Source organism: Amycolatopsis silviterrae, from assembly GCF_042684085.1.
GTDB classification, from domain to species: domain Bacteria; phylum Actinomycetota; class Actinomycetes; order Mycobacteriales; family Pseudonocardiaceae; genus Amycolatopsis; species Amycolatopsis silviterrae.
Genome location: NZ_JBHUKS010000014.1, coordinates 216,052 through 238,322 on the forward strand (window position 1 = coordinate 216,052; position 22,271 = coordinate 238,322).

General features: G+C 69.4%; 24 protein-coding genes. 13 read left to right on the forward strand and 11 right to left on the reverse strand.

From position 1 onward, the window contains the following. Window positions 1–228: 228 nt before the first annotated feature. Together ACFSVL_RS20105 and ACFSVL_RS20110 are read right to left on the reverse strand one after the other, a co-directional pair. Window positions 229–873, reverse strand: a complete 645-nt coding sequence (locus ACFSVL_RS20105; protein ID WP_378306285.1) for a response regulator transcription factor — start codon at window positions 871–873, stop codon at window positions 229–231. Further along, window positions 858–2,102 (reverse strand): sensor histidine kinase, encoded by a 1,245-nt coding sequence (locus ACFSVL_RS20110; protein ID WP_378306287.1) that lies wholly within the window; start codon window positions 2,100–2,102, stop codon window positions 858–860. Before ACFSVL_RS20110 ends, ACFSVL_RS20105 begins: the two co-directional genes overlap by 16 nt. Window positions 2,103–2,284: 182 nt before the next feature. Between ACFSVL_RS20110 and ACFSVL_RS20115 the strand changes: the two genes are divergently transcribed. Continuing rightward, window positions 2,285–2,683: a hypothetical protein gene (locus ACFSVL_RS20115; protein WP_378306289.1), complete on the forward strand. Its 399-nt coding sequence runs from the start codon at window positions 2,285–2,287 to the stop codon at window positions 2,681–2,683. Here the strand turns inward: ACFSVL_RS20115 and ACFSVL_RS20120 are convergent. Then, window positions 2,667–5,027 (reverse strand): penicillin acylase family protein, encoded by a 2,361-nt coding sequence (locus ACFSVL_RS20120; protein WP_378306291.1) that lies wholly within the window; start codon window positions 5,025–5,027, stop codon window positions 2,667–2,669. The genes ACFSVL_RS20115 and ACFSVL_RS20120 overlap by 17 nt on opposite strands. 176 nt (window positions 5,028–5,203) lie before the next feature. Beyond that, window positions 5,204–6,466, reverse strand: coding sequence for an aspartate aminotransferase family protein (locus ACFSVL_RS20125; protein WP_378306293.1), 1,263 nt, complete (start codon window positions 6,464–6,466; stop codon window positions 5,204–5,206). An 87-nt stretch (window positions 6,467–6,553) separates the two neighbouring features. Here ACFSVL_RS20125 and ACFSVL_RS20130 point away from each other — a divergent pair, with 87 nt between their 5' ends. After that, window positions 6,554–7,456 carry a LysR family transcriptional regulator gene (locus ACFSVL_RS20130; protein WP_378306295.1) on the forward strand — a complete coding sequence of 301 codons (903 nt, stop codon included), beginning with the start codon at window positions 6,554–6,556 and terminating at the stop codon, window positions 7,454–7,456. Here ACFSVL_RS20130 and ACFSVL_RS20135 read toward each other — a convergent pair. After that, complete coding sequence (locus ACFSVL_RS20135; RefSeq protein ID WP_378306297.1) at window positions 7,453–8,406, reverse strand: NAD(P)H-dependent flavin oxidoreductase; 954 nt, start codon at window positions 8,404–8,406, stop codon at window positions 7,453–7,455. The genes ACFSVL_RS20130 and ACFSVL_RS20135 overlap by 4 nt on opposite strands. Window positions 8,407–8,452: 46 nt before the next feature. Here ACFSVL_RS20135 and ACFSVL_RS20140 point away from each other — a divergent pair, with 46 nt between their 5' ends. Continuing rightward, window positions 8,453–8,785 carry a winged helix-turn-helix transcriptional regulator gene (locus ACFSVL_RS20140; RefSeq protein WP_378306299.1) on the forward strand — a complete coding sequence of 111 codons (333 nt, stop codon included), beginning with the start codon at window positions 8,453–8,455 and terminating at the stop codon, window positions 8,783–8,785. Window positions 8,786–8,821: 36 nt separating this feature from the next. Here ACFSVL_RS20140 and ACFSVL_RS20145 read toward each other — a convergent pair whose 3' ends face one another. Beyond that, the gene (locus ACFSVL_RS20145; protein WP_378306301.1) at window positions 8,822–9,577 is read right to left on the reverse strand and encodes an LPXTG cell wall anchor domain-containing protein; all 756 of its coding nucleotides are present in this window, start codon (window positions 9,575–9,577) and stop codon (window positions 8,822–8,824) included. Window positions 9,578–9,580: 3 nt separating this feature from the next. After that, a complete protein-coding gene (locus ACFSVL_RS20150; protein ID WP_378306502.1) occupies window positions 9,581–10,138 on the reverse strand; it encodes a papain-like cysteine protease family protein in 558 nt (185 codons plus the stop codon). Between the two features lie 318 nt (window positions 10,139–10,456). Between ACFSVL_RS20150 and rlmN the strand changes: the two genes are divergently transcribed. The 4 genes from rlmN to ACFSVL_RS20170 all read left to right on the forward strand — a co-directional run bounded on the left by rlmN (window position 10,457) and on the right by ACFSVL_RS20170 (window position 12,797). After that, window positions 10,457–11,563: a 23S rRNA (adenine(2503)-C(2))-methyltransferase RlmN gene (rlmN, locus tag ACFSVL_RS20155; protein ID WP_370939420.1), complete on the forward strand. Its 1,107-nt coding sequence runs from the start codon at window positions 10,457–10,459 to the stop codon at window positions 11,561–11,563. 28 nt (window positions 11,564–11,591) lie between these two features. Beyond that, entirely contained in the window at window positions 11,592–11,873 is a 282-nt protein-coding gene (locus ACFSVL_RS20160) for a hypothetical protein (RefSeq protein ID WP_378306303.1), read from the forward strand. A 397-nt stretch (window positions 11,874–12,270) separates the two neighbouring features. Beyond that, window positions 12,271–12,417, forward strand: coding sequence for a hypothetical protein (locus ACFSVL_RS20165; protein WP_378306305.1), 147 nt, complete (start codon window positions 12,271–12,273; stop codon window positions 12,415–12,417). Then, window positions 12,414–12,797 carry a ribbon-helix-helix protein, CopG family gene (locus ACFSVL_RS20170; protein WP_378306307.1) on the forward strand — a complete coding sequence of 128 codons (384 nt, stop codon included), beginning with the start codon at window positions 12,414–12,416 and terminating at the stop codon, window positions 12,795–12,797. The genes ACFSVL_RS20165 and ACFSVL_RS20170 overlap by 4 nt, the downstream gene beginning before the upstream one ends. A 32-nt stretch (window positions 12,798–12,829) precedes the next feature. On the opposite strand, the gene ACFSVL_RS20175 is transcribed toward ACFSVL_RS20170, so the two are convergent. The 4 genes from ACFSVL_RS20175 to ACFSVL_RS20190 all read right to left on the reverse strand — a co-directional run bounded on the left by ACFSVL_RS20175 (window position 12,830) and on the right by ACFSVL_RS20190 (window position 16,766). Beyond that, window positions 12,830–13,420: a TIGR03086 family metal-binding protein gene (locus tag ACFSVL_RS20175; RefSeq protein ID WP_378306309.1), complete on the reverse strand. Its 591-nt coding sequence runs from the start codon at window positions 13,418–13,420 to the stop codon at window positions 12,830–12,832. Between the two features lie 56 nt (window positions 13,421–13,476). After that, window positions 13,477–15,642 carry a molybdopterin-containing oxidoreductase family protein gene (locus ACFSVL_RS20180; protein WP_378306310.1) on the reverse strand — a complete coding sequence of 722 codons (2,166 nt, stop codon included), beginning with the start codon at window positions 15,640–15,642 and terminating at the stop codon, window positions 13,477–13,479. Between the two features lie 93 nt (window positions 15,643–15,735). Beyond that, window positions 15,736–16,350: a glyoxalase gene (locus ACFSVL_RS20185; protein WP_378306311.1), complete on the reverse strand. Its 615-nt coding sequence runs from the start codon at window positions 16,348–16,350 to the stop codon at window positions 15,736–15,738. A gap of 53 nt (window positions 16,351–16,403) precedes the next feature. After that, window positions 16,404–16,766, reverse strand: a complete 363-nt coding sequence (locus ACFSVL_RS20190) for an MmcQ/YjbR family DNA-binding protein (protein ID WP_378306313.1) — start codon at window positions 16,764–16,766, stop codon at window positions 16,404–16,406. Between the two features lie 90 nt (window positions 16,767–16,856). On the opposite strand from ACFSVL_RS20190, the gene ACFSVL_RS20195 reads away from it, so the two are divergent. The 6 genes from ACFSVL_RS20195 (at window position 16,857) to ACFSVL_RS20220 (ending at window position 22,210) form a co-directional block, all read left to right on the forward strand. Next, the gene (locus tag ACFSVL_RS20195) at window positions 16,857–18,395 is read left to right on the forward strand and encodes a PucR family transcriptional regulator (RefSeq protein ID WP_378306314.1); all 1,539 of its coding nucleotides are present in this window, start codon (window positions 16,857–16,859) and stop codon (window positions 18,393–18,395) included. 112 nt (window positions 18,396–18,507) lie between these two features. Beyond that, window positions 18,508–19,770: an NAD(P)/FAD-dependent oxidoreductase gene (locus ACFSVL_RS20200; protein ID WP_378306316.1), complete on the forward strand. Its 1,263-nt coding sequence runs from the start codon at window positions 18,508–18,510 to the stop codon at window positions 19,768–19,770. A 7-nt stretch (window positions 19,771–19,777) separates the two neighbouring features. Next, window positions 19,778–19,957 (forward strand): hypothetical protein, encoded by a 180-nt coding sequence (locus ACFSVL_RS20205; protein WP_378306318.1) that lies wholly within the window; start codon window positions 19,778–19,780, stop codon window positions 19,955–19,957. A gap of 90 nt (window positions 19,958–20,047) precedes the next feature. Next, window positions 20,048–20,494: a GreA/GreB family elongation factor gene (locus ACFSVL_RS20210; protein WP_378306320.1), complete on the forward strand. Its 447-nt coding sequence runs from the start codon at window positions 20,048–20,050 to the stop codon at window positions 20,492–20,494. A 26-nt stretch (window positions 20,495–20,520) separates the two neighbouring features. Next, a complete protein-coding gene (locus ACFSVL_RS20215; RefSeq protein WP_378306322.1) occupies window positions 20,521–20,751 on the forward strand; it encodes a hypothetical protein in 231 nt (76 codons plus the stop codon). Between the two features lie 301 nt (window positions 20,752–21,052). After that, window positions 21,053–22,210 (forward strand): DNA cytosine methyltransferase, encoded by a 1,158-nt coding sequence (locus ACFSVL_RS20220; protein ID WP_378306324.1) that lies wholly within the window; start codon window positions 21,053–21,055, stop codon window positions 22,208–22,210. Window positions 22,211–22,271 lie beyond the last annotated feature (61 nt).

The window sequence follows — 22,271 nt, forward strand, 5'->3', positions numbered from 1 at the left end:
TTGCGGGTGCCGTTTGAGGCTCGTCTTGCGGTGGCAGGGGCTGGCCAGGGCCGGTGCCGCTCGTGGCTGGCTGGCGCGGGTTTGGTCGTCCGTGAGGGGAACCCTGAGGGACTCTGATTCCCTCAGGGAGTCCCTCACGGACCTTCGAATACGGTCATGCAGGCATCGGGCCACGTGGCTCAGGTCCCTGGCATTGGTGCCTAGGCCGGTGAGAACCGGCCTAGGCAGTCACGAGTTGAGGTAGGTCAGCACGGCCAGCACGCGCCGGTTGCCGGTGTCGTCGTCGCTGATGCCGAGCTTGCCGAACAGCGACGTCGTGTACTTGCTGATCGCGCTTTCGCTCAGGAACAGCCGTCCGGCGATGGCGGCGTTCGACAGGCCTTCCGCCATCAGTTCCAGCACTGAACGCTCGCGGTCGGTCAGCGCGGCGAGGCGCTGGTCCGGCGATCCGCTGGTGAGCAGTTTCGAGATCACCGCCGGGTCCATCGCGGTGCCGCCGGCCGCGACGCGTTCGAGGGCGTCGATGAACTGTTCGGCCTCGAAAACGCTGTCCTTCAACAGATATCCGACGCCGCTGGCCCCGTCGGCGAGGAGCTCCCGGGCGTAGAGCTGTTCGACGTGCTGCGACAGGATCAGCACCGGTAGCCCGGGCGTCTCGCGGCGCGCGGCGAGGACCGCGCGCAGGCCCTCGTCGGTTTGCGTCGGCGGCATCCGGACGTCCACCACGGCGACGTCCGGGCGGTGTTCCCGCAGCACGGCGACGGTTTCCGGACCGGTCGTCGCGGTCGCCACCACCTCGTGGCCGTAGGCCCGCAGAAGCCGGACCAGTCCGTCCCGCAGCAGGTAGAGGTCCTCGGCTACGACGATTCGCATGGCACCATCATCCACGCTCGGGTCGGCCCGCCCACCGGGCTGGTGATCTCCAGCGTGCCGTCGAAGACCTCGATGCGGCGGCGCAGTCCGGCAAGTCCGCCGTCCGGGCGGATTTCGGCACCGCCGCGGCCGTCGTCCTCGACCTCGGCGCAGAGCTGATTCCCTTCCTGCAGCAGGGAAATCCGTGCGTGCGAAGCGTGTGCGTGCTTCACCGCGTTGGCGAGCAGTTCGGCGATGCCGAAGTACAGCGCGGATTCGATCGGCGCGTCGAGCGGCCGCGGCAGGTCGGCTTCGACGGTCACGTCGAGCGGCAGGTCCATCGCCATCGCGCGGACAGCGTCGACCAGGCCGCGTTCGTTCAGGACCGGCGGGCTGATGCCGCGGACCAGTTCGCGCAACTCGGTGAGCGAGGTGGCGGCGCCGGCCCGGGCGTCGCGCAGCAATTCCTTGGCCTGCTCGGGATTGGTCTCCATCAGCTTCTCCGCCGTCGCCAGCGCGAGGCCGAGCGCGACCAGCCGGGCTTGCGCGCCGTCGTGCAGATCCCGTTCGATGCGGCGGATTTCCGCGGCCTGCGCGATGGTCGTGTCCGCGCGCAGTGCGGTCAGCGTGTCCACCCGGTCGGCCAGCGCCATCGTGGCGGACGCGCCCAGGAACCGCGTGGCCACCGGGATGACGCTCCGCCACGCGTACGGCGCGGTCGCGATCGTCACCAGCAGCCCGGCCAGGTAGCCGCTCGGGAGAAGCCCCAGGCCCAGGACCGCCGCGACGACGCCGAGCAGCGGCACGAGCGCGACCAGGCCGAACGAGAGCGGCGCGATGAGGACGAACCGCAGGTCCCGCCAGGTCGCCGGGTCATGGCGCCAGTTCTTCAGCCGCTGGTCGCGCCGGGCGTCTTCGCTGGTGCGCGAGTAGGAGTGGCCGTTCCACCAGTACCCGGTCGACAGCTGGGTGACCGGCGGCGGCTCGCGATAGCCGGGCGGGAGCACGATGCCGGTCCAGTTCGCGACCAGCGTCCGGGTCATCCGGCAGACTGGCCGCGCCAGCAGCAGTGTCCCGATCGCCGCCCAGATGAAGGGCGCGATCCACGACCACGCGCCGCCGCCCCACAGGTGCCACAGCCCGGCCGCGGCGGCCCATACCGCCGGGATCAGCAGCGCCACGCCCGCCGCTTGGGCGGCACGGACGAATCCCACGCCGCAGCCGCGCATCCAGGACCGTAGTCGTCGCATCGTTTGTTCCCCTCGTCCATCCGGCTTCGCGGTCCACTGTGCACCACGAAACGCCGGATTCCCGCCGACGCGGGGCAGGAGTGGGTCCAGGCCCACCCGCTCGTGCGGCCAGACCCATACCGGGAGGGGTCGCGGCTTCCTAGCGTTGCTGGCACAACGGGAAACCACAAGGGAGAACAGAGATGCAGACCATCGAACGCCCCGCCGTCCAGGGCCCGCTCGACGTGGCGAAGAGGTTCGTCGTGGCTTACGGAGTCGCGGGCGCGGTCGTTTTCGGGGTGATCGCGGCGCTGGGCCTTTCCGGCGGAGAGGTGTCCAGCTTCATGTGGATCCGGTCCGGGGTCCTGGTCGCCAGCGCCGCGGTCGCGTGGTGGCTCCTCGCGGCCGCGGCGCGGGGCTCGCGCCGGGCTTACGAGCGGGCGCGGTTCATCGCGATCGTCGTGCCGGTCGCGATCGTCGGGGTCGATCTGATCCCCGGCGTGTGCCCGCTCTGGTTCCTGCTGGCGCAGACCGGGTGCGCGCTCGTGCTGGCCGGCGCGGCGTTCCCGCTCGTCCGGCTGCGGGCTAGCTTCCCGAAGTGAACCCCGGGACCAGCCGGATCCGGGCGTCGAGGTTCCGTTCGACCGCCGCGCGGCTCGACAGCAGGGGGAACGAGCCGCCGGAGGCCCACAGGTCGTTCAGGTCGCGGTAGTGCGGGCTGCGCGGGTCGCCGGACTGGCCGGGCGCGTTGATCGCCCGCGACGCGTCCCAGTCGCCGACGTCGAGCGCCATTTTGAAGGTCGCGCCGATGATCTGCTGGTAGGTGAGCGGGTGGAAGAACGACGGGTGGACGGTCTGGTAGTCGCCGCCGACCGGGGTCGGGCCGACGTTCGGGCCGCCCGCCGGGTGGACGAACTCCTGGTACTGCAGCGCGCCCCAGCGCCACTTCGCCGGGTCTTCGCCGAGTTTCCCGGCGACGTCGCGGAAAGCGAGCGGGAGGGTGTCGAGGATCAGCTTGTCGCGTTTGGCCGCGCCGCCGGGGCCGAACCACGCGTCCGGGTCGGCGAAGGACGCGAGCACGAGGCTGAAGTCCGGATTGATGGTGCGGGACAGGACGTCCGCGGCGGATTGCGGGAGCATCGTGTGCGCCCAGCCGCCGTGGAGGTACTTCAGCAGCCAGGTTTCGTACAGCGCGGACGGCGCGGAATCGACCGAGGCGACGCCGTCGAAGCCGCGCAGCAGGTCGAGCGCCTTCGCGGTGTCCGGGTCGGCGGAGGAAAGGTTGCGCAGGAACGGGGTGAGACGGGTGGCCAGCAAGGACTTCTCGTCGCGCTGGATGGCGAGCGAATCGGCGACCCGGTTGCGCGGCTTCGACTTGATCAGCTCGTCGATCCGTTCCTTGCGGTAGGGCAGCTGCCATTCGTAGTTGGACACCACCGGGAAGCCCGGCGGGAGGTTGTAGTCGTTGGCGGAGGCGAAGAATCCGGCCGGCGGGTTGTGCTGCCACGGGAGTTCGGAGTTGGCGTGGAAGCCGTTCCACTCGTAGCGGCCGTCGCCGGGGACGGGCAGCAGGCCGTCGTAACCGGCTCCGGTGCGGCGCGGGGTCAGCGCGCCCGGGACGTAGCCGATGTCGCCGTGGACGTCGGCGTAAACGAGGTTCGATCCGGGCGCGCCCCACTTGCGCATGCCGGCGGTGAACTCGGTGAAGTCGCGGGCCCGCTGGTAGTTGAGGCTGCCGAGGTAGGCCGCGCTGCCCGGTTCGGTCCAGGCGGTCCGGACGGCGAACGCCCGGTGCGCCGCCTCGTCGACCTTCACGATCGGGCCGTGCCGGGTGAAGGACAGCTCTCGGGTCACCGGCGGCTTGCCGAGCACCGGGATGGTTTCGGTGACCTTGGTGATGGGCTCCCAGCCGTCGCGGTAGCGGTAGCGGCTGTGGTCGGCGGGGTCGAGTTCGTAGACGTAGAGGTCGGTCTGGTCGACCGGCAGGTTCGTCAGCCCGAACGCGATGGAGTCGTTGTGGCCGATGGCGATGCCCGGGTTCCACGGCTCGCCAGCCCCGGTGAGGTTCAGCCCCGGCGCGGAAAGCTGGGCGACATACCGGCCGGACGGCAGCGCATCGGTGCCGCGGTGCGGGTCGTTGGCGAGGATCGGCCGCCCGGTGGCGGTGCGGCCCGGGCCGATCGCCCACGAGTTGCTGCCGCTGGTCGCGTCGGCGATGTCCTTCGGTCCGGCGACGCCCTTCGGGAAGGTGACGGACGCGGTCGCCTTGTTGTAGACGGACAGGACGTCGCCGGGGATGGAGCAGGGGTCCAGACCGGCAGGCACGGCGGCCTCGTGGTCGGGGTGCAGGCTGCGGAGGTACTTGCTCGCGCCCGGCCCGGCCTGGCACACCATCTGCGCGCGGGCGACCTCCCACATGAGGTTCTCGCCGATCGCGTGCGTCCGGATGCGGACGACGTCCTCGGGCCGCCAGTGCGCCGGCTGGTACCCGAGCTTGCCGAACTCCGGCGGCGCGGCTTCGGGATGCTTGGCGAGCCAGTCGATGTAGGAGTTGATGCCCTCGGCGAACCGGGTGGCGGCAAGCTTGGCTTCGGGACCGTAGGCGGCCCACTCCTTCCGCATGTCGCCGCGGTAGAGGAACAGCCGGGCGGCCCGGTCCTGGTCCACATAGGACTCCCCGAGGACCTCGCTGAGCTGCCCGAGCCCCCGGCGGCGCCAGGTGTCGAGCTGGAAGAGCCGGTCGCGGGCGACGGTGAAACCCTGTGCGTAGAACAGGTCCGCGGTGTTGGCGGCGTAGATGTGCGGGACGCCCCATTTGTCGACGAGCAGGTCGACGGGACGGGAGAGACCGTCCAGGGCGACCGTGTCGGCGGCGCTCGCGGATGCGGCCGGCGTGGTGCCCAGCAGCGTCAGAACGAGTATCAGGACGGCAGTTTTGGACCGCATTTCCCACCCCCGGAAGCAACGTTGACGTCGCGCACGCTAATCGCGGACGGGGGCGGGGCCCACCCCTGAACCGGGACGGGTAGGGGCAATCGGACCCGCCGCCGGAGGTTTGTCGTCCGTGAAGGACTCCTTGAGGGAATCAGATTCCTTCAAGGAGTCCTTCACGGACGGTCGGGTCAGCTTCGCGAAACGTCCCCGATCGCCTCGTCCAGGATGGACAGTCCCAGGTCGATCTCGCTGTCGGCGGCGGTCAGCGGCGGCGCGATCCGGAACACCCCGCCCATCCCGGGCAGCTGCACGATGTTCATGTGCAGCCCGAGTTCGAGGCACCGCTGCGTCACGCGGGCGCCGAGCTTGTCCGCGTCCGGGCCGCCGCCGCTCAGTTCCAGTCCGGCGAGCAGGCCGCGGCCGCGGATTTCGCCGACTGCCTCGTGCCGCGCCGCGATTTCCTCCAGTCCGGTGCGCAGCCGGGCGCCGAGCTGGCGGGCGCGTTCGTCGAGGCGGTCGCGGATCAGCACGTCCAGCACCGTGTTGCCGACCGCCGCCGGGAGCGGGTCCGAGACATGCGTGGTGAAGAACAGGTACCCGCGTTCGTGGGCTTCCTGCTCGATTTCCGCGCTGGTCAGCACCGCGGCGAGCGGCAGCCCGGCGCCGAGCGTTTTGGACACGGTGAGGATGTCCGGGACGACGCCGTCGTGCTCGAAGGCGTACCAGGTTCCGGTGCGGCACAAGCCGGTCTGTGCTTCGTCGAGGATCAGCAGCATGCCGCGTTCCCGGCATTTCCGGTGCAGGGCCTGGAAATACCCCGGCGGCGGCACGAGGATCCCGCCGGAGCTGAGGATCGGCTCCACCAGGCACGCGGCGAGGCTGCCGACCGACTGCGCGTCGATCAGGTCGAACGCCAGGTCCAGCTGGGGTTCCCAGTCCGCGCCGGGCACCGGGATGGCGAAGTTGCCCGGCGCGCCGGGGCCGTAGCCCTTGCGCCCGGCGCTGTAGGTCGCGCTCGCCGCCGCCTGCGTCATCCCGTGCCAGGACCGGGCGAACGAGACGATCTCGTGCTTGCCGGTCACCAGCTTGGCCATCCGGAGCGCGGCCTCGTTGGACTCGGCGCCGGTGGTGAGCAGCAGCGCCTTCTCCAGCGGGTCCGGCAGCGTTTCGGCGAGCCGCCGCGCGAGGTCGACCACGGGGCGGCTCAGCATCCCGCTGAACAGGTGGTCGAGCTTCGCGGCCTGCTTCCGGACAGTCTCGACGATCTCCGGATGCGCGTGCCCGAGGATCGCGCTCATCTGCCCGGACGTGAAGTCGAGGATCCGCCGCCCGTCCTCGGCGAAGACGAAGCTGCCCTCGGCGCGGTCGATGATCTCGCCGGTGAACGAGCCGGGGCCGGCGTAGCGGACGAGGTGCCGGTCGACGTCGGACCAGAAGGTGTCGGTGGCCATGGCTTCGACGGTAAGGCCGTGCCGAGCGCCGCGTCCATCTCACAGTTTCCGCTTGCCTGTGCGATGGCGTCGAACAACGATGAGGCCATGTTGAACCCGTGGCGGTTGCGGTTGCTGAGCCGGCTCGCCGTGCTCGGCACGGTGCGCGCGGTCGCGCAGGACGTGAATCTCAGCGCCTCGACGGTGTCGCATCAGCTCGCGCTGCTCGAAACCGAAACCCGCACGCGGCTGCTGGAACGCACCGGCCGTCGCGTCCGGCTGACGCCCGCTGGCGAGAAGCTGGCCCGGCAGGCGCGCGCGATTCTCGACCACCTCGACGCGGTCGAGGCCGAACTGCGCGGCGACGAACCGGCCGGGCTGGTGCGGATCGGCGCGTTCCAGAGCGCGATCCACACCTTCGCCGTGCCCGCGGCGACCCGGCTCGCCGAGACCTATCCGCGGCTGGAAACCGAACTGGTGGAACGGGAACCGCACGAAAGCGTGCCCGCGCTCCGGGCCGGGGACAGCGACGTCGTCCTCACCACCACCGATTTCGCGGACCTGCCGCTCGGCCCCGATCTGGAGATCATCCGCCTGGCGACCGATCCGATCGTGCTGGTCACCGCGCTCGGCAGGCCGGATCCGCCCGGCCTTGCCGTGCTCGCGGACTACGCCGGCGAACCGTGGGCGCTGGACATTCCGCCGTCCTACATGGCGAATCTGACGCTGCGGCTCTGCCGTGAATCGGGCTTCGAGCCGCGTGTGGTGTGCCGCTTCAGCAATTACCTGATGACGCTGCAGCACGTCGAGGCCGGGCTGTCGATCGCGCTGCTGCCCGGGCTGGCGGTGGATCCGCGGTACCGGGTCGCGACGAAAGCGCTGGCCACACCGGTCACGCGCACGATCGTCGCGGTCACCCGGCGAGGTTCGCCGCGGCGGGCGGCGGTGAACGCGGTGCTGGCGGCGCTGCGGCAGCCGGTCGCGCTTCCGGAGGCGGTGGAACGGGCTTAGCCGACGAGGTCCGCGACGATCTGCGCTGCGGGGGCTACGTTTCGGACCAAGCCCGCCGCTTGACCCGCGTAGTGCGCCAGAGCTTCGAGGTCGCCCGTCATACCCGGCACCGGGATCATGTCGTCGTACCGCCGCCACGGCTTTCCGGCTGCATCTCTCGCCACGATGTCGCCTTCGCCGGGGCGTTCCGTATGCGGTTCGCCCGCCGCTTCCCATTGCGTCAGCGTCGAATTGCGCAACGCCCGGTGCGGCGCGTTGGGCCAGCCGCCGTTGAAGCAACGGGTGTGGACGGCGTCCTCGAGTTCCGCGGCCAGCACGGCTTCGCGGTAAGAATCGTGGGTCGCCGCTTCGGTCGCGGTCAGGAACCGGGTGCCGAGCCAGCCGCCTTGCGCGCCGAGCGCGAGCGCGGCGGCGAGCCCGCGGCTGTCGGCGATTCCACCGGCCGCGAGCACCGGAATCGGGCCCACCGCGTCGACAACGGCGGGCACCAGTACGAGCGTCGACGCTTGGCCGCGGACGTGTCCGCCTGCTTCCCAGCCTTGCGCGACCACGACGTCCACGCCCGCTTCCGCTGCCTGCCGTGCTTCAGCGACCGAGCCCACGGTGTGGATCAGCTGCGCGTCCTTGGCCCGTGCGGCGATCTTGGCGGGGTCGCCCCAGAACGTCGAAACGATCGGGACTTCCTCGGCCAGGCACGCGTCGAGCACGTCGTCGATCGGGAAGTCGAGCACGAGGTTGACCGCGAACGGCCGGTCGGTGCGGCGGCGCACCTCGCGGATCCGGCGGACGGCTTCGTCAGGTTCGGTCCACGTGAGCGCGAGCGTCCCCAGTCCGCCCGCGTTCGAAACCGCCGCGGCGAGCGCCGGAGTGGCCGCGGAGCCGATCGGCGCCTGCACGATCGGCACCTCGATGCCGAGGGCGCGGCAGATCTGCTTCGGAAATCGAATCATGGCGGCCGATGTTAGTGTTTCGGAAATCGAAGCACAAGGAGGGCGGATGGCGACGCCGAAACCGGGACAGCCGGTCCGGGGCTCCGCGACCGGCCGTCCGCTGATGGCCGCGCTCGACCTGTTCGGCAGGCGATGGTGCCTGCGGATCGTGTGGGAGCTGCAGGTCGGCGCGCTGGGTTTCCGCGCCCTGCGGGAACGCTGCGACGGCATGTCTTCGAGCGTCCTGCGCCAGCGCCTGGTCGAGCTCGCCGACGCCGGTTTGGTGCGGCAGACCGACGAATCGCACTACGAGCTGACGACGCTCGGCCGGGAGGCGTTCGACGCGCTGCGGCCGCTCGTGTCGTGGGCGGACCGGTGGGCGGAGGCTCTCGGCGAATGAATCCCGGCAGGGGCGCGGTGCCCCTGCCGGGACGAATCACTTGCTGTGCTGGGAACGGCGGCGCAGGAGGAACGCGCCTCCCGCCGCTGCCACGGCCGCCCCGCCGAGGGCGAGAGCGGTGGCAGGGCTGTCGTCCGAGCCGGTGTTCGACGCCGGGGCTGCGTAACCGCCGCCCGCGCCGGTCTTGTCGTAGGTGGAGCCGGGGAGTTTGTCGCCGTAGCGCTTGTGGAGTTCGGCTTGGTACGTGGCCAAGGTGACGCGGGTGCCGTTCGGGACGCCGGATACTGAGCCGTCGAGAACGGTGACGGTGTCGCCGTTGACGGAGTACCAGGCGTTGACCTGGGGTTCGTGCAGGAGGTAGCCGCCGTGTGCGGCTGCGGCGTGGACTTGTTCGTCGTTGCCGGAGGCGACGTTGATGACCTGCCAGCCGGATGCGCTGGGCTGGGTCCAGACCGTCGCGTCCCGTCCGTCGGCCAGATGCGCCGGAGACGCGACATAGGCCAGGGCGGCCGGGACGTCGGAGGCGCCGTTGACGAAGGCCGCGGTGGGTTCGTAGACCGGGATCTGCGTGCTGGCGTCGGCGGCGGCGCGAGTGGCGTGCGCTGCTGCCGGTGCGGCTCCGGGGAACTTCGTGTGCGCGAGGCGGGCGGCGGTGCCGGGGCTGGCGAGCAGCCCGGAGATCGCGGCCGTGTCCGAAGCGGAGGGACCGGCCGGCGCGGTCGCGGCGGACGCGGGGTTCGCGGCGAACACCGCGGCGGCGACGGCCCCGGTGAGGACGAGGGTTCGCTTCATGGGTCAGCCCACCATTCCGTAGACGGTGTGGGTCCAGGCGAATTGGTTGTTGGAGACGTAGGAGCTGTAGTTCATCGAGTTGTAGCGGTTGTTCGCCGGCCACGGATCGCCGTATTCGACGACGCTGCGGCCATTCGAATCGTCGTAGCCGTAGAGGACGTGCATGTGGCCGCCGCCGGACGTCCAGCCGATGCGGGTGCCGATGGGCTGTCCCGCGTTGATCTGGTTCTTGATGCCGGAGAAGGAAAGCCGGTAGCCACCGGAATTGTAGGAGCCGGTGCTGCGGAAGCCGAGATAGCGGAAAACTCTTTGCTGGTCGCTGAGGTAGCCCTGGTTGTTGGCGCAGTCGCTGCCGGACTCGTTGTGCGCGATCTGGCAGAACTTGGTCTGGGTCAGGGAATAGCCCCAGAACGCGGCGATGGTGTTGCCGCTGGCGTCCCAGCACCAGTTGCTTTTCTGCTGGGCCTGCATCGAGATGTTGGTCTCGCCGGCGAGCGCCGCGGCCGGAACGGCGAGCGCGGTGCACGCCGCGGCCGAGATCAATGCGATTCCGCGCAGCATAGAAGAACGCACTTTCACGGTTTCCTCCAGGGGAGAAGGGGTGACCGTCCGGAACGGTACGCGCGCGAGGATCGCGGCGGCTAGCGACTAATGTCGGTATTTTCCGATATCCACATTTCCGGTGGCGTCGATGAGCGGAAACAATTCGGCAATCCGACCTTCGTATGGTGTTTTTCCGTTGAATTGGCCCCGTCGTTGGTCGGACGGCATTCCGCGCCGCGGGCCGGACCGCGTCACCGCCCGCCGCTGACTCGGTCCGGACGCCGGACCCGAGGCGGGCACGCGGGGGTTTCGCGCGTATGAGACACTTGATCGGTCATGACTGCCCTCCCTCTTGTTTTCGACGCGCCCAAGCGCGGCCTGCCGCCGCGCCATCTCGCCGACCTCACGGTGGCCGAGCGAGCCGAGGCGGTCGTCGAACTGGGCGAGAAGGCGTTCCGCGCCAAGCAGTTGTCGAACCACTACTTCTCGCGGCTCACCGTCGACCCGGCGGAGATGACCGACATCCCGGCCGCCTCGCGCGACAAGCTCGTGGCCGACCTGATGCCGCCGCTGCTCACCGAGGTCCGCGCGCTGGCCGCCGACGGCGGAGCCACCCGCAAGACCCTGTGGCGCGCGCACGACGGGACGCTGCTGGAGAGCGTGCTCATGCGCTACCCGGACCGCGCGACGCTGTGCATCTCCAGCCAGGCTGGCTGCGGGATGGCGTGCCCGTTCTGCGCGACCGGCCAGGGCGGTCTCGACCGCAACCTGTCCACCGCGGAGATCGTGGACCAGGTCCGCGATGCGGCGGCAGTCATGCGCGACGGTTCGATGCCCGGCGGCCCTGGGCGGCTGTCGAACATCGTCTTCATGGGCATGGGCGAGCCGCTGGCGAACTACAAGCGCGTGGTGGCGGCGGTGCGCCGGATCACTGATCCCGCGCCGGGCGGGCTTGGCATTGGACAGCGTTCGGTGACGGTGTCGACGGTGGGTTTGGCTCCGGCGATCCGGAAGCTGGCGGACGAGCGGATGCAGGTCCGGTTGGCGGTGTCGCTGCATACGCCGGATGACGAGCTGCGGGACACGCTGGTGCCGGTGAACAACCGGTGGTCGGTGGATGAGGTCTTGTCGGCTGCCCGGTATTACGCGGACACGTCGGGTCGGCGGGTGTCGATCGAGTACGCGTTGATTCGGGATATCAACGACCAGCCGTGGCGTGCCGAGCTGCTCGCGAAGCGGCTGCGGAAGCATCTGGGTCAGCTGGTGCATGTGAACGTCATCCCGTTGAATCCGACGCCGGGCTCGAAGTGGGACGCGTCGCCGAAGCCGGTGGAGCGTGAGTTCGTACGCTTGGTGAATGCGGGCGGGGTCGCGTGCACCGTGCGGGACACCCGCGGCCAGGACATTGCGGCGGCCTGCGGACAGCTCGCCGCCGAAGGTTGAGCGAACAGTTCAGAGTGGAGTAGTTGTCTTGTTGTGTGCGCCGAGCCTGCTCGATCCGGCGGCTGAGGAACTGAAGCTGGCCGACGTGAACGGCCGCCAGACCGCGGTGGACGTGGCCCGCACGGCCCGCACCCTGCTGGGCGAGCGGTTCGACCCGGGAAGCTTCATGTATGTCCTGATGCGCGCCTTCGAGGTCGACTACCACGCGGCCCGCGAGGCCTCCCGGTGGCACGAATTCCACGGCGGAGCGGCGGCGCTGTCGGACGACGCGCTGGAGAAGCTTCTCGCGCCCTGGCTGACCGCTCGCTGAGTCCGGCACGGTCTGCGCGACCGGCAAGGTCCTTGGTTACCGATTGCGTCCCCCCACGGCTCCTTTTCAGGGCCGGAATCCGAGCGGCATGCTCGCTCCCGCGTCACCGCGCCGTGATGCCCAGCGGCGGCAGGTTCCCGGCTCTGGTGCGGTCCGTGCCGGAGCGCCCGACTTGCTGCGCACGGCCAGCAGACAGGACTCAGTCCTGTGTGTGGATGTGTGCAGAGGTGTTACATTTCGTTATGGCACTTGGGCTGGCGGTGAGTACATCCGCACGCGATCGTCCCGCTATCCCGGTGCCAGTGACATCGAGCCGGCCTGGACCTTGGAAGCGGCAGCTGACCCTCATCGGATCACCCGTGAGCCTGACCCTAAGAGTCACCGGGGAGACATCCGCGTGATCGGCTACTCGCCCGCCGCGGGCTTCGTGCTCACAGTGATCATCGATCACGTGGATCATTCGGGCATCAATGCCTGGAAGACCAGCGGTGCCGACCTGCGTGCGTACCGGGCGGCTCTTGGCGGAGAGGACGAAGCGCCATGACTGAACCCATGAGTCGCGAACAGGTGCTGGCCGGGATCAAGGGAGAGATTGCCGAGCAGGAAGCCGCGGCTCGGCAGGAAGCCGATCCGGTCAAGCGCGAGCGCATGCTGCGGCACGCACGGTCCCGGCGGGACTACGCGGAGGAGGAAGCGGACGCGGTCGCCGCTGACATCGCCGAGAACGAGCAGTCCGCGCTGTCCCTGCGGGTGCCGACCTCACTCGCCGCCGCGCTGAAGGCTCGCGCGGCGGCCGAGCAGATTCCCACCTCTGCCCTGGTACGGCGGATCCTTACCCAAGCGGTGCAGCGGCCCGACGCGCCGGTACTCACTGTCGAACAGGTCGAGGAGATCGCCCGGCGGGTCTACCGCGAATCCGTCTGAGTTCGGCGGGTTACCGTGCGCCTGCCCGCTGGTCAGGGATTCCGGCCCATCAGACGCAGCAACCGATCCTGCCGAGACCCCGATCCGCTGCCCGCCTCCGGCTCCGCGAAGAACCGGTGCGTCGTATCGGCGGCGACCGGGGATTCCACCAGCCCGGCGTAGATCTCTTCCAGATCCTCACTGATCCACGCAACCAGACCGGGATCGAGGCGATCGTCGACGTCCAACGCCCGCGCCAGGTCCCAGGCGTGGATGGTGGAGTCCGTCGCGCGCACGGCCAGAGCTTGGCGGCCGGTCACCTGGCCCAGCGGGTAGTCGAGCAGCTGATCCAGCGCGCCGGGGCGGCTGAAAGCATCGACAACTAGCTGCACCGACACCGTATAAGCGGCGAGCGGGTCATCGCCCCGGGCGTCGGCGTCGCGCAGGCGTAGGAAGTCCTCGCGGGTGCCGCCCGCCAACAGATCGACGTAGTTGAGGTTTCCCCGGACCATGTGGTTGACGAGCTGCCGCACGTTCCATTCCGCGCAGGGCGTCGGGGCGGTCCACTGTTCGGGCCGGACCAACGACAGGCGCTGGTCGAATTCGGTGCTGGCGGAACGGAACCGGTCGAGGACGTTGAGCATGGCCGCCAGTCTTTCGCGGTTTGGGCTCCTTGCGCTGGCGCAAATCCGACGTGGCGTTAGCCGTCCTTGGCGATTTCGCACAGGGAGGCGCGCAACGGCGAACTGCCGCTGATCGGGTCGCTCGGGCCTTGGCTCAGCACGAGGTTGAGGTTCGCGCTGCCCTCGCCGAACGGCGGATAGCCGGGCTGGCCTAGTTCGCCGGCCGGCTGCCACCAGCCGTGCTGGCCGCATACGACAGAGGGGTGCAGGTTGACGTTGAACTTGGCTTTCGTGCGGATGCTTCCCAGCGGAGTCTCCAGCCGCACCCAGTCTCCGGCGACGATGCCGCGGGCGGCGGCGGTTTCGGGGTGCAGTTCGACCGTGGGGTCGGGGGAAGATTTGCGCAGGCTGGTGATTTCGCGATGCTGGGTTTCGCAGAAGAACAGGGACTTCGCGCAGGTGAGAATCAGCGGGTAGCGCGTCGCCAGGTCTGGTCGGGAGAGCGGGCTGATCGACGGTTCGGCGAAGGTCGGCAGCGGTGGGTATCCGTTTTCCAGCAATGTCTCAGAATACAACTCGACCAGGCCGGACGGGGTGTGGAAGCCGCGTTGTTCGTACTTGCGGTGGACCGTTTCCAGCGGCAGTCGGATTCCTTCGGGGGCGGCGCGTAGCTGGTCGAGGGTGATGCCGCTGGGTGCGAGTTGATGGTGCCAGGCTGCTTCGATGTCGCCGTTGAAGAACTGCGGGCCCAGGCCGAGGGCGACGGCTAGGTCGAAGATGATCCTGAGGTCCGATCGGGCCTCTCCGCGCGCGGCGACCAACGGCTGTCGCAATTGGACAGTCGACTGCGCGGCTTGGCTTGTCTCGAAACCGATCCGCAGCGCCTCTGCCTCCCACGCACTCGTCGCGGGCAGCACGAGGTCCGCCTGCTCAGCGGTCGGGTTCAGGAACAAATCCGTGTGGACGAAGAAGTCCAGCGCGCGGAGAGCGTCCCGGCCCCGTGCGCTGTCGCCGTGGGCCAGGTTGCTGCCGAAGTTGACCAGGGCCCGGGCTCGGTAGGGCACGCCGGTCAAGGCCGCGCGGTAGAAGTCCTCGCCGGTGACGTACTCGAACTTCGCCGGGCCGAGCGGGCGCGGCTGTATTCCGATGGCCTTGCGCCGTTGTTCGGGCGGCAGCAGGTCCCGGCCGTCGACCGGGTTGGCTGGCACGGGCGTGAACAGCACGTTCCCGCCGGGGGCGTCGATGCAGCCGGTGAGTGCGTAGACCTGGCCGATGGCGCGGACGGTCTGGGTCGCGTTGCTGTGCTGTTCCAGCCCGCTCCAGGTGTAGAACGCGACCGGACGGTGCTCCCAGAGCAGCCGGGCCGTGGCGACGACCTGGGCGGCGGGCACGCCGGTGATCTCCTCGGCGACCTCGGGGGCGGACTTCGCGCACTCTTCGACGATCAGGTCCCACACCCGCCGCGACGCACCGGCCGGTCTCGCCGCGTTGGTCCATCGGTTGACGAATTCCTTGTCGTACCAACCATTCTCGATCATCACGTGCGTGATCGACAACGCCAGCGCCGCGTCCGTTCCGGGGCGCACGCGCAGCCACTGGTCGGCCTTGCTGGCCAGCCCGGCGCGCCGGGGATCGACCACGACGAGCTTGGCCCCGCGACGCAACGCGGCGGTGGTCGCGGTGGCGTGCGCGAGTCGCGAGACCGACGGGTTGTAGCCCCAGTAGAGGATGCACTGCGCGTTCTCGAGATCGGGCAGATAGCCGCCGGGGACCGGTTCGCCCCAGGTGTACTGGGTGCCCAGGTGGCGGCCCCAGCCGCAGAGTTCCAGGTAGCTGACGAGGTTGGGACTGCCGAAGGCACGCCGCAGCCGGGTCAGCCAATCGATGGTGTCCGACATGGCCGACGTCGACGGCGAGGCACTGCCGAACACCACCGCTTCCGGCCCGGACTCCTCGGCGATCGCCGTCAGCCGGGACGCGATCGTCGCCAGCGCCTCGTCCCAGCCCATGCGCTCCCAGCCCGGGTCGGCCGCGTCTTTCGGGGCCGTCCGGCGGAGGGGATGCAGCAGCCGGTCCGGATGCGCGACGATTTCCGGCGCGGCTTTGCCTTTGACACAGATCGCGCCGCCGGTCGGATGGCCGGGCAGCGGGCCGAGCGCGAGCAGCCGCCCGTCCTCGACCGTCGCGGTGGCTCCGCACCGGGACACGCACAGCGGGCAGAAGGTCGGTACTTCGGTCGCCATCGGGCACCTCCGGACTCTGCTGGTGAGTCGGAGATGCCCGCTCCGGTATAACAGCTCGTGAGTGTTTGTGCCGCTTCTAACCGGCATCGCCACTCACGAGGCCAGAACCGAAGTCTCCCAAGCGAACCCGTCCGGATCCGTGATCCGCCCGGCATCCCCGCCGATGGTCAGCAAGTGCGAACCCGAACCCTCCTCCGGCACCCCGGCGTCCTTGGCCAGCGCCTTCCGGCCGTAGAGCGCCAGCTTCACCGGGCTGGTCTCGAATTCCACGTACTTCCGCCCATAGCTCTTGCCCACCGAAAGCCCGTGCGACACGTAAAACTGCTTAGTCGCCGCCACGTCCGAGGCGCCAAGCAGCAGCACCATCTGGTCGTATTCCCGGACCCCGGGGCCGGAGTCCTTCTTCGTGGAGGTCGCGACCTTCCAGATCGCGCCGTCGGGTGCCTGCACCACGCCGCCGAAACCCCACAGCGACTTGGCCGCCGGCTTCAGTGAGGTGGCGCCCGCGACGAGGGCGGCGTCCAGGTAGGCGACCGCGTTCGCGGGCTGGGAAACGGTGAGCGACAAGGTAAATCCGCGGAAACCGGCGCTCGGTGCGGCGGCCTGCCGGAAGCGGAGACGGTCGCCCAGATCGAACGCGGTGGTGTAGAAGCGCTCGGCGGCGGCGACATCGGGAACGTCCAGGGTGACAAAGTCGAAGGAGGTCATGCGGTAAACGCTAAATCCGGCACCAGTCCCGACGCTTCTTGATTCCTGATCGCTTACCGGGAGCGCCGGGAGAGCCACGCCTCCCGCCGGCGCGGTGACGCACGGGACAGCCAGGCGTCCTCGACGACCTCGGTCAGCTCCTGCAAAGTCAGCGCACCGAGATGGGCGGCGCGGATCAGCACGGACAGGTGGCCGTCGAAGTGCGGAGTGGTGAAAAACGGGCTGTCCGGGTCTTGGACCAGCGCCTGCTTGTCCGATTCGGACGGTACCCAGAACACGATGACGTCCGGATAGCGTTCCCCGGTCTCCGGGTCGAAGGCGTCCGGCCGCGGGGTCCGGAAGAACACGAACGACTTGCCGCCGACCTGGTAAACGGGGTTCTCGCGCGAGCCGCGCACCACCGTGACGTGGGGCATCCCCAGCGCCAGTTTGTGCACGTCTTCGACCCGCGCGCATGACCTGCACGATACGACTCCTCGCGCACCGCGTCAGGTATGAACAGGGGCATGGTCACGCTGGATCGGCTCGTCAACGTCCTCGGTGGGTACGGCGCGCGGTTGTGCTGTTGTCCTATCGCGCGCGAAGCGGCGTTGCGGGACGTGGTGATGGACGACCCCGCCGACCCACGCGGGTTGCGCGGCGACGTTTACCTCGCGGTGGGCGTCGAATCGGTGCTGGAAGCTGTCGAGCGCGCGGCTGCGGCGAGGGCGTCTGTCGTGTTGGTGCGAGGGTCCGTGCCGCCGGGGCCAGCCGAAATCGCCAAGGCAGAAGAGGGCCGGGTCGCGGTGCTGCTGGTGGACCCGGAAGTGTCGTGGGGCCAGCTCGCGGGCGTGGTCTACGGCCTGGTCCTCGAAGGGCGCGAAACGGAATCCGGACGCGGGCCGACCGACCTGTTCGCGCTCGCCGACAGTCTCGCCGACGCGCTCGGCAGCGCGGTCACCATCGAGGACCAGCTGTCCCGCGTGCTCGCGTACTCCAGCCGTCAGCAGGGCGCGGACCGGGTGCGGCTGGAGACGATCCTCGGCCGCCGCGTGCCCGATCAGGTGCGTGAGCTGTTCGAGCGCCGCGGTGTGTTCGCGCATCTCGCCGAGTCCGACGAGCCGTTGTTCGTCGAAGCCGATCCCGAGCACGGGCTGACCGGGCGCATGGTGGTGGCGGTCCGTGCGGGACGCGAGACGCTCGGGTCGATCTGGGTGGAGTGCGAGCAGCCGCTGTCCGACGTCCGGCGCACTGTCCTGCACGACAGCTCTCGCACGGTCGGGCTGCATTTGCTGCGGTCGCGGGCGAGCGCCGACCTGGAACGGCAGGTCGAATCGGACCTGGTGATCCGGCTGCTGGAGGGCACGCCGGACGCGGCGGCCGTGCTGAGCAGGCTCGGGCTGCCGCCCGGCCGGTTCCGCGTGGTCGCGCTCCAAGCGCACATCGCCGACGAACGGCACGCCGCGCTGCTGCTCGCGTTCGAGCGCGCGACCACCGGGTTCGGCTGGTCGCGGCCGGGCCGGAGCACGCTGTTCAGCAACACCGTCTACACCGTCCTGCCCGGCGAGGACGTCGCGGCCGCGCGGGCGTGGATCGACGGGATCCGGGATGCGTTGCCCGCGCAGGTCACGGTCGCGGCGGGGATCGGCGCGGCCGCCTCGACCGCGGAACTCCCGGCCAGCAGGCGGGAATCCGACGAATGCCTCGCCCTGCACGACGTCCGCCCGAAACCCGGCGCGACCGTCGCCTACGACGAGTCCTGGGACGACATCCTGATCCTCCGCCTGCGTGCCGCCGCGGCAGCCGGCCGGGCCCCGGCGCGCGGTCCGATCGCGGACCTGGCCCGGCACGACGCGGCCCACTCGACGAGCTACGTCGCGACCCTGCGCGCGTGGCTCGAAACCCAGGGCGACCTCACCGAGGCCGCCGAACGGCTCGGCGTGCACCCCAACACCATCCGCTACCGGCTGCGCAAGATGGCCGACGTGACGCCGCTGCGGCTCGACCTGCCCGCGAAACGGCTGGCGATGATCATCGAGCTGGCCGTCGCCGATCCCCAGGATTGACCGATCCGGACAAACCGGCCTGCTCCGTTTGGCCGAACTCGACAAAGCCCGCCCGCCCGATCCGGGTCATCCTGGCCGCACCAGCACAACCAGCGGTACGGCGGAGGAACACATGGGCGATCTCGACCGGATGAGCGGCGGACCGCGTTCGGCGATCGTGGCCGGCGCGGGCATCGTCGGACTGTCGACCGCCTGGTTCCTGCAGGAACGCGGCGTGCGGGTGACGGTCGTCGACCGCGAGGGCATCGCGGCGGGCTCGTCGTGGGGCAACGCGGGCTGGCTCTCGCCCGGGTTGTCGATCCCGCTGAACGAACCCGCCGTCCTCCGCTACGGCCTGCGCACGCTGCTCGACCGGCAGGCCCCGCTGCACGTCCCGGCCACCCCGGACCCCCGGCTCTGGCGGTTCCTCGCCCGGTTCGCCGCGAACTGCACCCACCGGTCCTGGACCCGGGCGGTGCGCGCGAACCTCCCGTTCAACGACGAATGCCTCGAAGCCTTCGACGTCCTGACCTCCAGCGGCGTGGACGCGCCGACCATCGACGCGCCCATCACCGCCCTGTTCGAGACCGCCGAGAAAGCCCAGACCCTGGTCAAGGAGCTGGACCGGCTCGGCGACGCCGGGCAGAAGGTGGCCTGGACCCAGCTCGCCGGGCCGGAGCTGCGCGAGCACTTCCCGCAGGTCACCGACCGGATCGGGGCGGGCATCCGGATCGACGGCCAGCGCTATGTCGACCCCGGCCGGTTCGTCGAATCGCTCGCCCGCGCGGTGGTCAGCCGCGGCGGCACGATCCGGCACCGGTTCGAGGTCGCCGCGATCCGCCGGCACGAGTACGCCTACACCGTGCTGTCGGCGAACGGGCAGACGGTCAACGCCAACGCCGTCGTGCTCGCCACCGGCGCGTGGCTGGGCGAACTGGCGCACAAATGGGGAGTGCGCGTCCCAGTGCGCGCCGGACGCGGCTACTCCTTCACCGTGCCGACCGACGAGCCGGTGCCGAGCCCGATGTACCTGCCGGACATCCGGGTCGCGTGTACTCCGTACCAGGGCGGGCTGCGCGTGGCCGGGACGATGGAGTTCCGCAAGCCGGACGACCCGCTGTACCCGGCACGCGTCGACGCGATCATCGCCTCGGCCCGGCCGCTGCTCAAGGGCCTGCGCTGGGACCAGCGCACCGACACCTGGGTCGGCTCGCGCCCGGTCAGCGCCGACGGGCGGCCGGTGATCGGGCAGACCGGCGCGCCGGGCATGTACGTCGCGGGCGGGCACGGCATGTGGGGCCTGTCGCACGGCGCGATCACCGGGAAGCTGCTCGCCGAACAGATCGTCACCGGCAAGCAGCCGGAGGCGCTGGCGCCGTTCGACCCGCTGCGGTGACGCGCGCGTGTCCGCCGACCCCGCCGTTCCGGCGCCGCTGACCGGGGACGAGCACGCCGAACTGCTCTTCCTCCGCGCGGAGAACGCCTTGCTGCGCACCGAAAGAGACATCCTGGTGAAAGCCGCGGGCTGGTTCGCCGCCGACGCCGGCGTGCTCGACCGCCACACCGAGCCCGAGCCCCGCTGACCGCCGCGGGACTCCTCGAAAGTCCGTGGGGGCTGGAGGCCTCCTGCTTGCCCGGCCCCCACGGACGACCATCCGAAAGGCGCATTTCCCATGTCGACCACCTCTTCGCGGCCCTGGCTGACCGCCGACGCGCACGCCCGTCTCGCCGCGGAACTCGCCGCCCTGCGGCGCGAACCCGACCTCGACGGCGACGACCTGCTCGACCGCAGGCAGCACCGGCTGGCCCGGATCCGGCAGCTCCAGGACCTGCTGCGCGACGCCGTCGTCGGCGAAGACCCGCCGGACGACGGGATCGCCGAGCCCGGCATGGTCCTCACCGTCCGGTACGACGACGGCGGGGTCGAGACGTTCCTGCTGGCGGTCCGCGACGAGGCCGGCTCCGACCTGGAGGTCTGCTCGCCGGACTCGCCGCTCGGGCAGGCGCTGGACGGCGCCAAGCCGGGGGAGCGACGGGAGTACGAGGTGCCCAGCGGCGCGGTCGTGCGCGTCACGCTGGTCGAGGCTTATCCGTACGGGTGTTATCAAGACCACATCTGAGCCGGTTTCGTGGCTACTCTGAAGGAGTGACCGACGAAGAACTCATCATCGAGTTCGCTCTCGCGCGGCTCGACAACCCGAGCCTCGACCTCGAAGAGGTCGCCGAGCTTCTCGTCCGCCGCGTCGGGCCGGACCGCATGCTCGACTTCGCCGCGCGCAACCTCGAAACGCGCGGAGAACTGCGCGGCGCGATGTTCGAATCGGCTGTCGAACACGTCTTACGCGTTGTCCTGACGCTGCGCGGCCCGGCCGACTGAGCCGTGGACAATTCGCTGACCTGCGTGGACAGTCAGCGGTGAGGACACGCCCGACGGTTCGCATCGAATGTCGAGGACACAAGCATCTTATCCCTGTAGGTAGTCAAGCGTTGTAGTCGTGGCGAGGCCAGCGTGCGCAGCGTCGCGATGGGTTGTCCAAAGGTAGTCTCCTCTGTTCGTCGTTGGTGCGTCTGCTGTTGCGCTGTCGGGGCGGGCGCACGAGGAGACGGGTGTGATCCACGATCACGGATCTGAGGGTCGATGCCAAGGATTGTCGGTGGTGTCGACTAGCCTGCGTGGTGTGGGTACGAAACCGATCTCGATGATCGACTTGTTCGCTGGCTGTGGAGGCATGACCTCGGGTTTCATGGCTGCGAAGGGCTTCAAACCGGTGATGTCGGTCGAGTTTGACCTTCACGCGGCCGCGACCTACGCGGCCAACTTCGGAGAGTCGCACACTCGTTACGCGGACATCGCGACCATTCCGGATGAGGACATCCCGCAAGCCGACCTGATCATCGGCGGGCCTCCATGCCAGGGCTTCTCCAACCTCGGGTCCCGCAACGTGAATGATCCGCGGAACAAGCTGTGGAAGGAGTACATTCGTTTTGTTCGGCACGCCACGCCGAAGGTCTTCGTGATCGAAAACGTGGACCGCTTCTTCTCCTCTAGCGAGTTCGCTCTCCTGCAGGCCGAGGCGCAGCCTGGCGGGCTGCTCGAAGGCTATGAGTTGACGTCGGGGTTCCTGTTGGCTGCCGACTTCGGAGTGCCGCAGCGGCGGAAACGGACCATTGTGATCGGATCCCGCGTCGGCAGGATTCCGCTCCCAACGCCAACACATGCCCGCACTGGGACTCTGGACGCTCTGCCTGAGTGGCACACGACCCGTGACGTTCTAAGCGGACTGCCCGAGACTCCGGAGACGACGGAGTTGCCAGCTTCGTCGGTGGAATTCTTCGGCGAAGACATCCCGGGTATCTTCAAAAGCTCCGATCTTCACATCGGTCGGAATCCGACGGCGATGTCGCTGAAGCGCTATAGGCACATCCCTCCGGGAGGCGGCCGGTTCAACCTGCCCGATTACTTGCTGTCGCGTTGCTGGAGGGAGAAGAAGACCGGCACGACAGATGTCATGGGGCGGATGCGTTGGGACATGCCCTCGTTGACGATACGTACGGAGTTCTTCAAGCCGGAAAAAGGTCAGTACCTGCATCCGCAGTGGGAGAAAGAGGACGAGGGGCACAGCGTCGACCGTCCGATTACACATTGGGAGGCCGCTCGTCTCCAGAGCTTCCCCGACGACTTTCAGTGGTGTGGCACGAAGCTTCAAGTCGCCAAGCAGATCGGCAACGCTGTTCCTCCGATGCTGGCTGAAGCCATCGCGCACCACCTCAAGCCTTACGTTCGTGGAACCTCGAATCGAACGCGTAAGTCATCCCCGTGCCGCCTATGTCACTAGCCTTGAATTAACGAGAGGTGGCCGACCGGAACGCATTTGTGATGCGCGTTAGGAGGCCTCG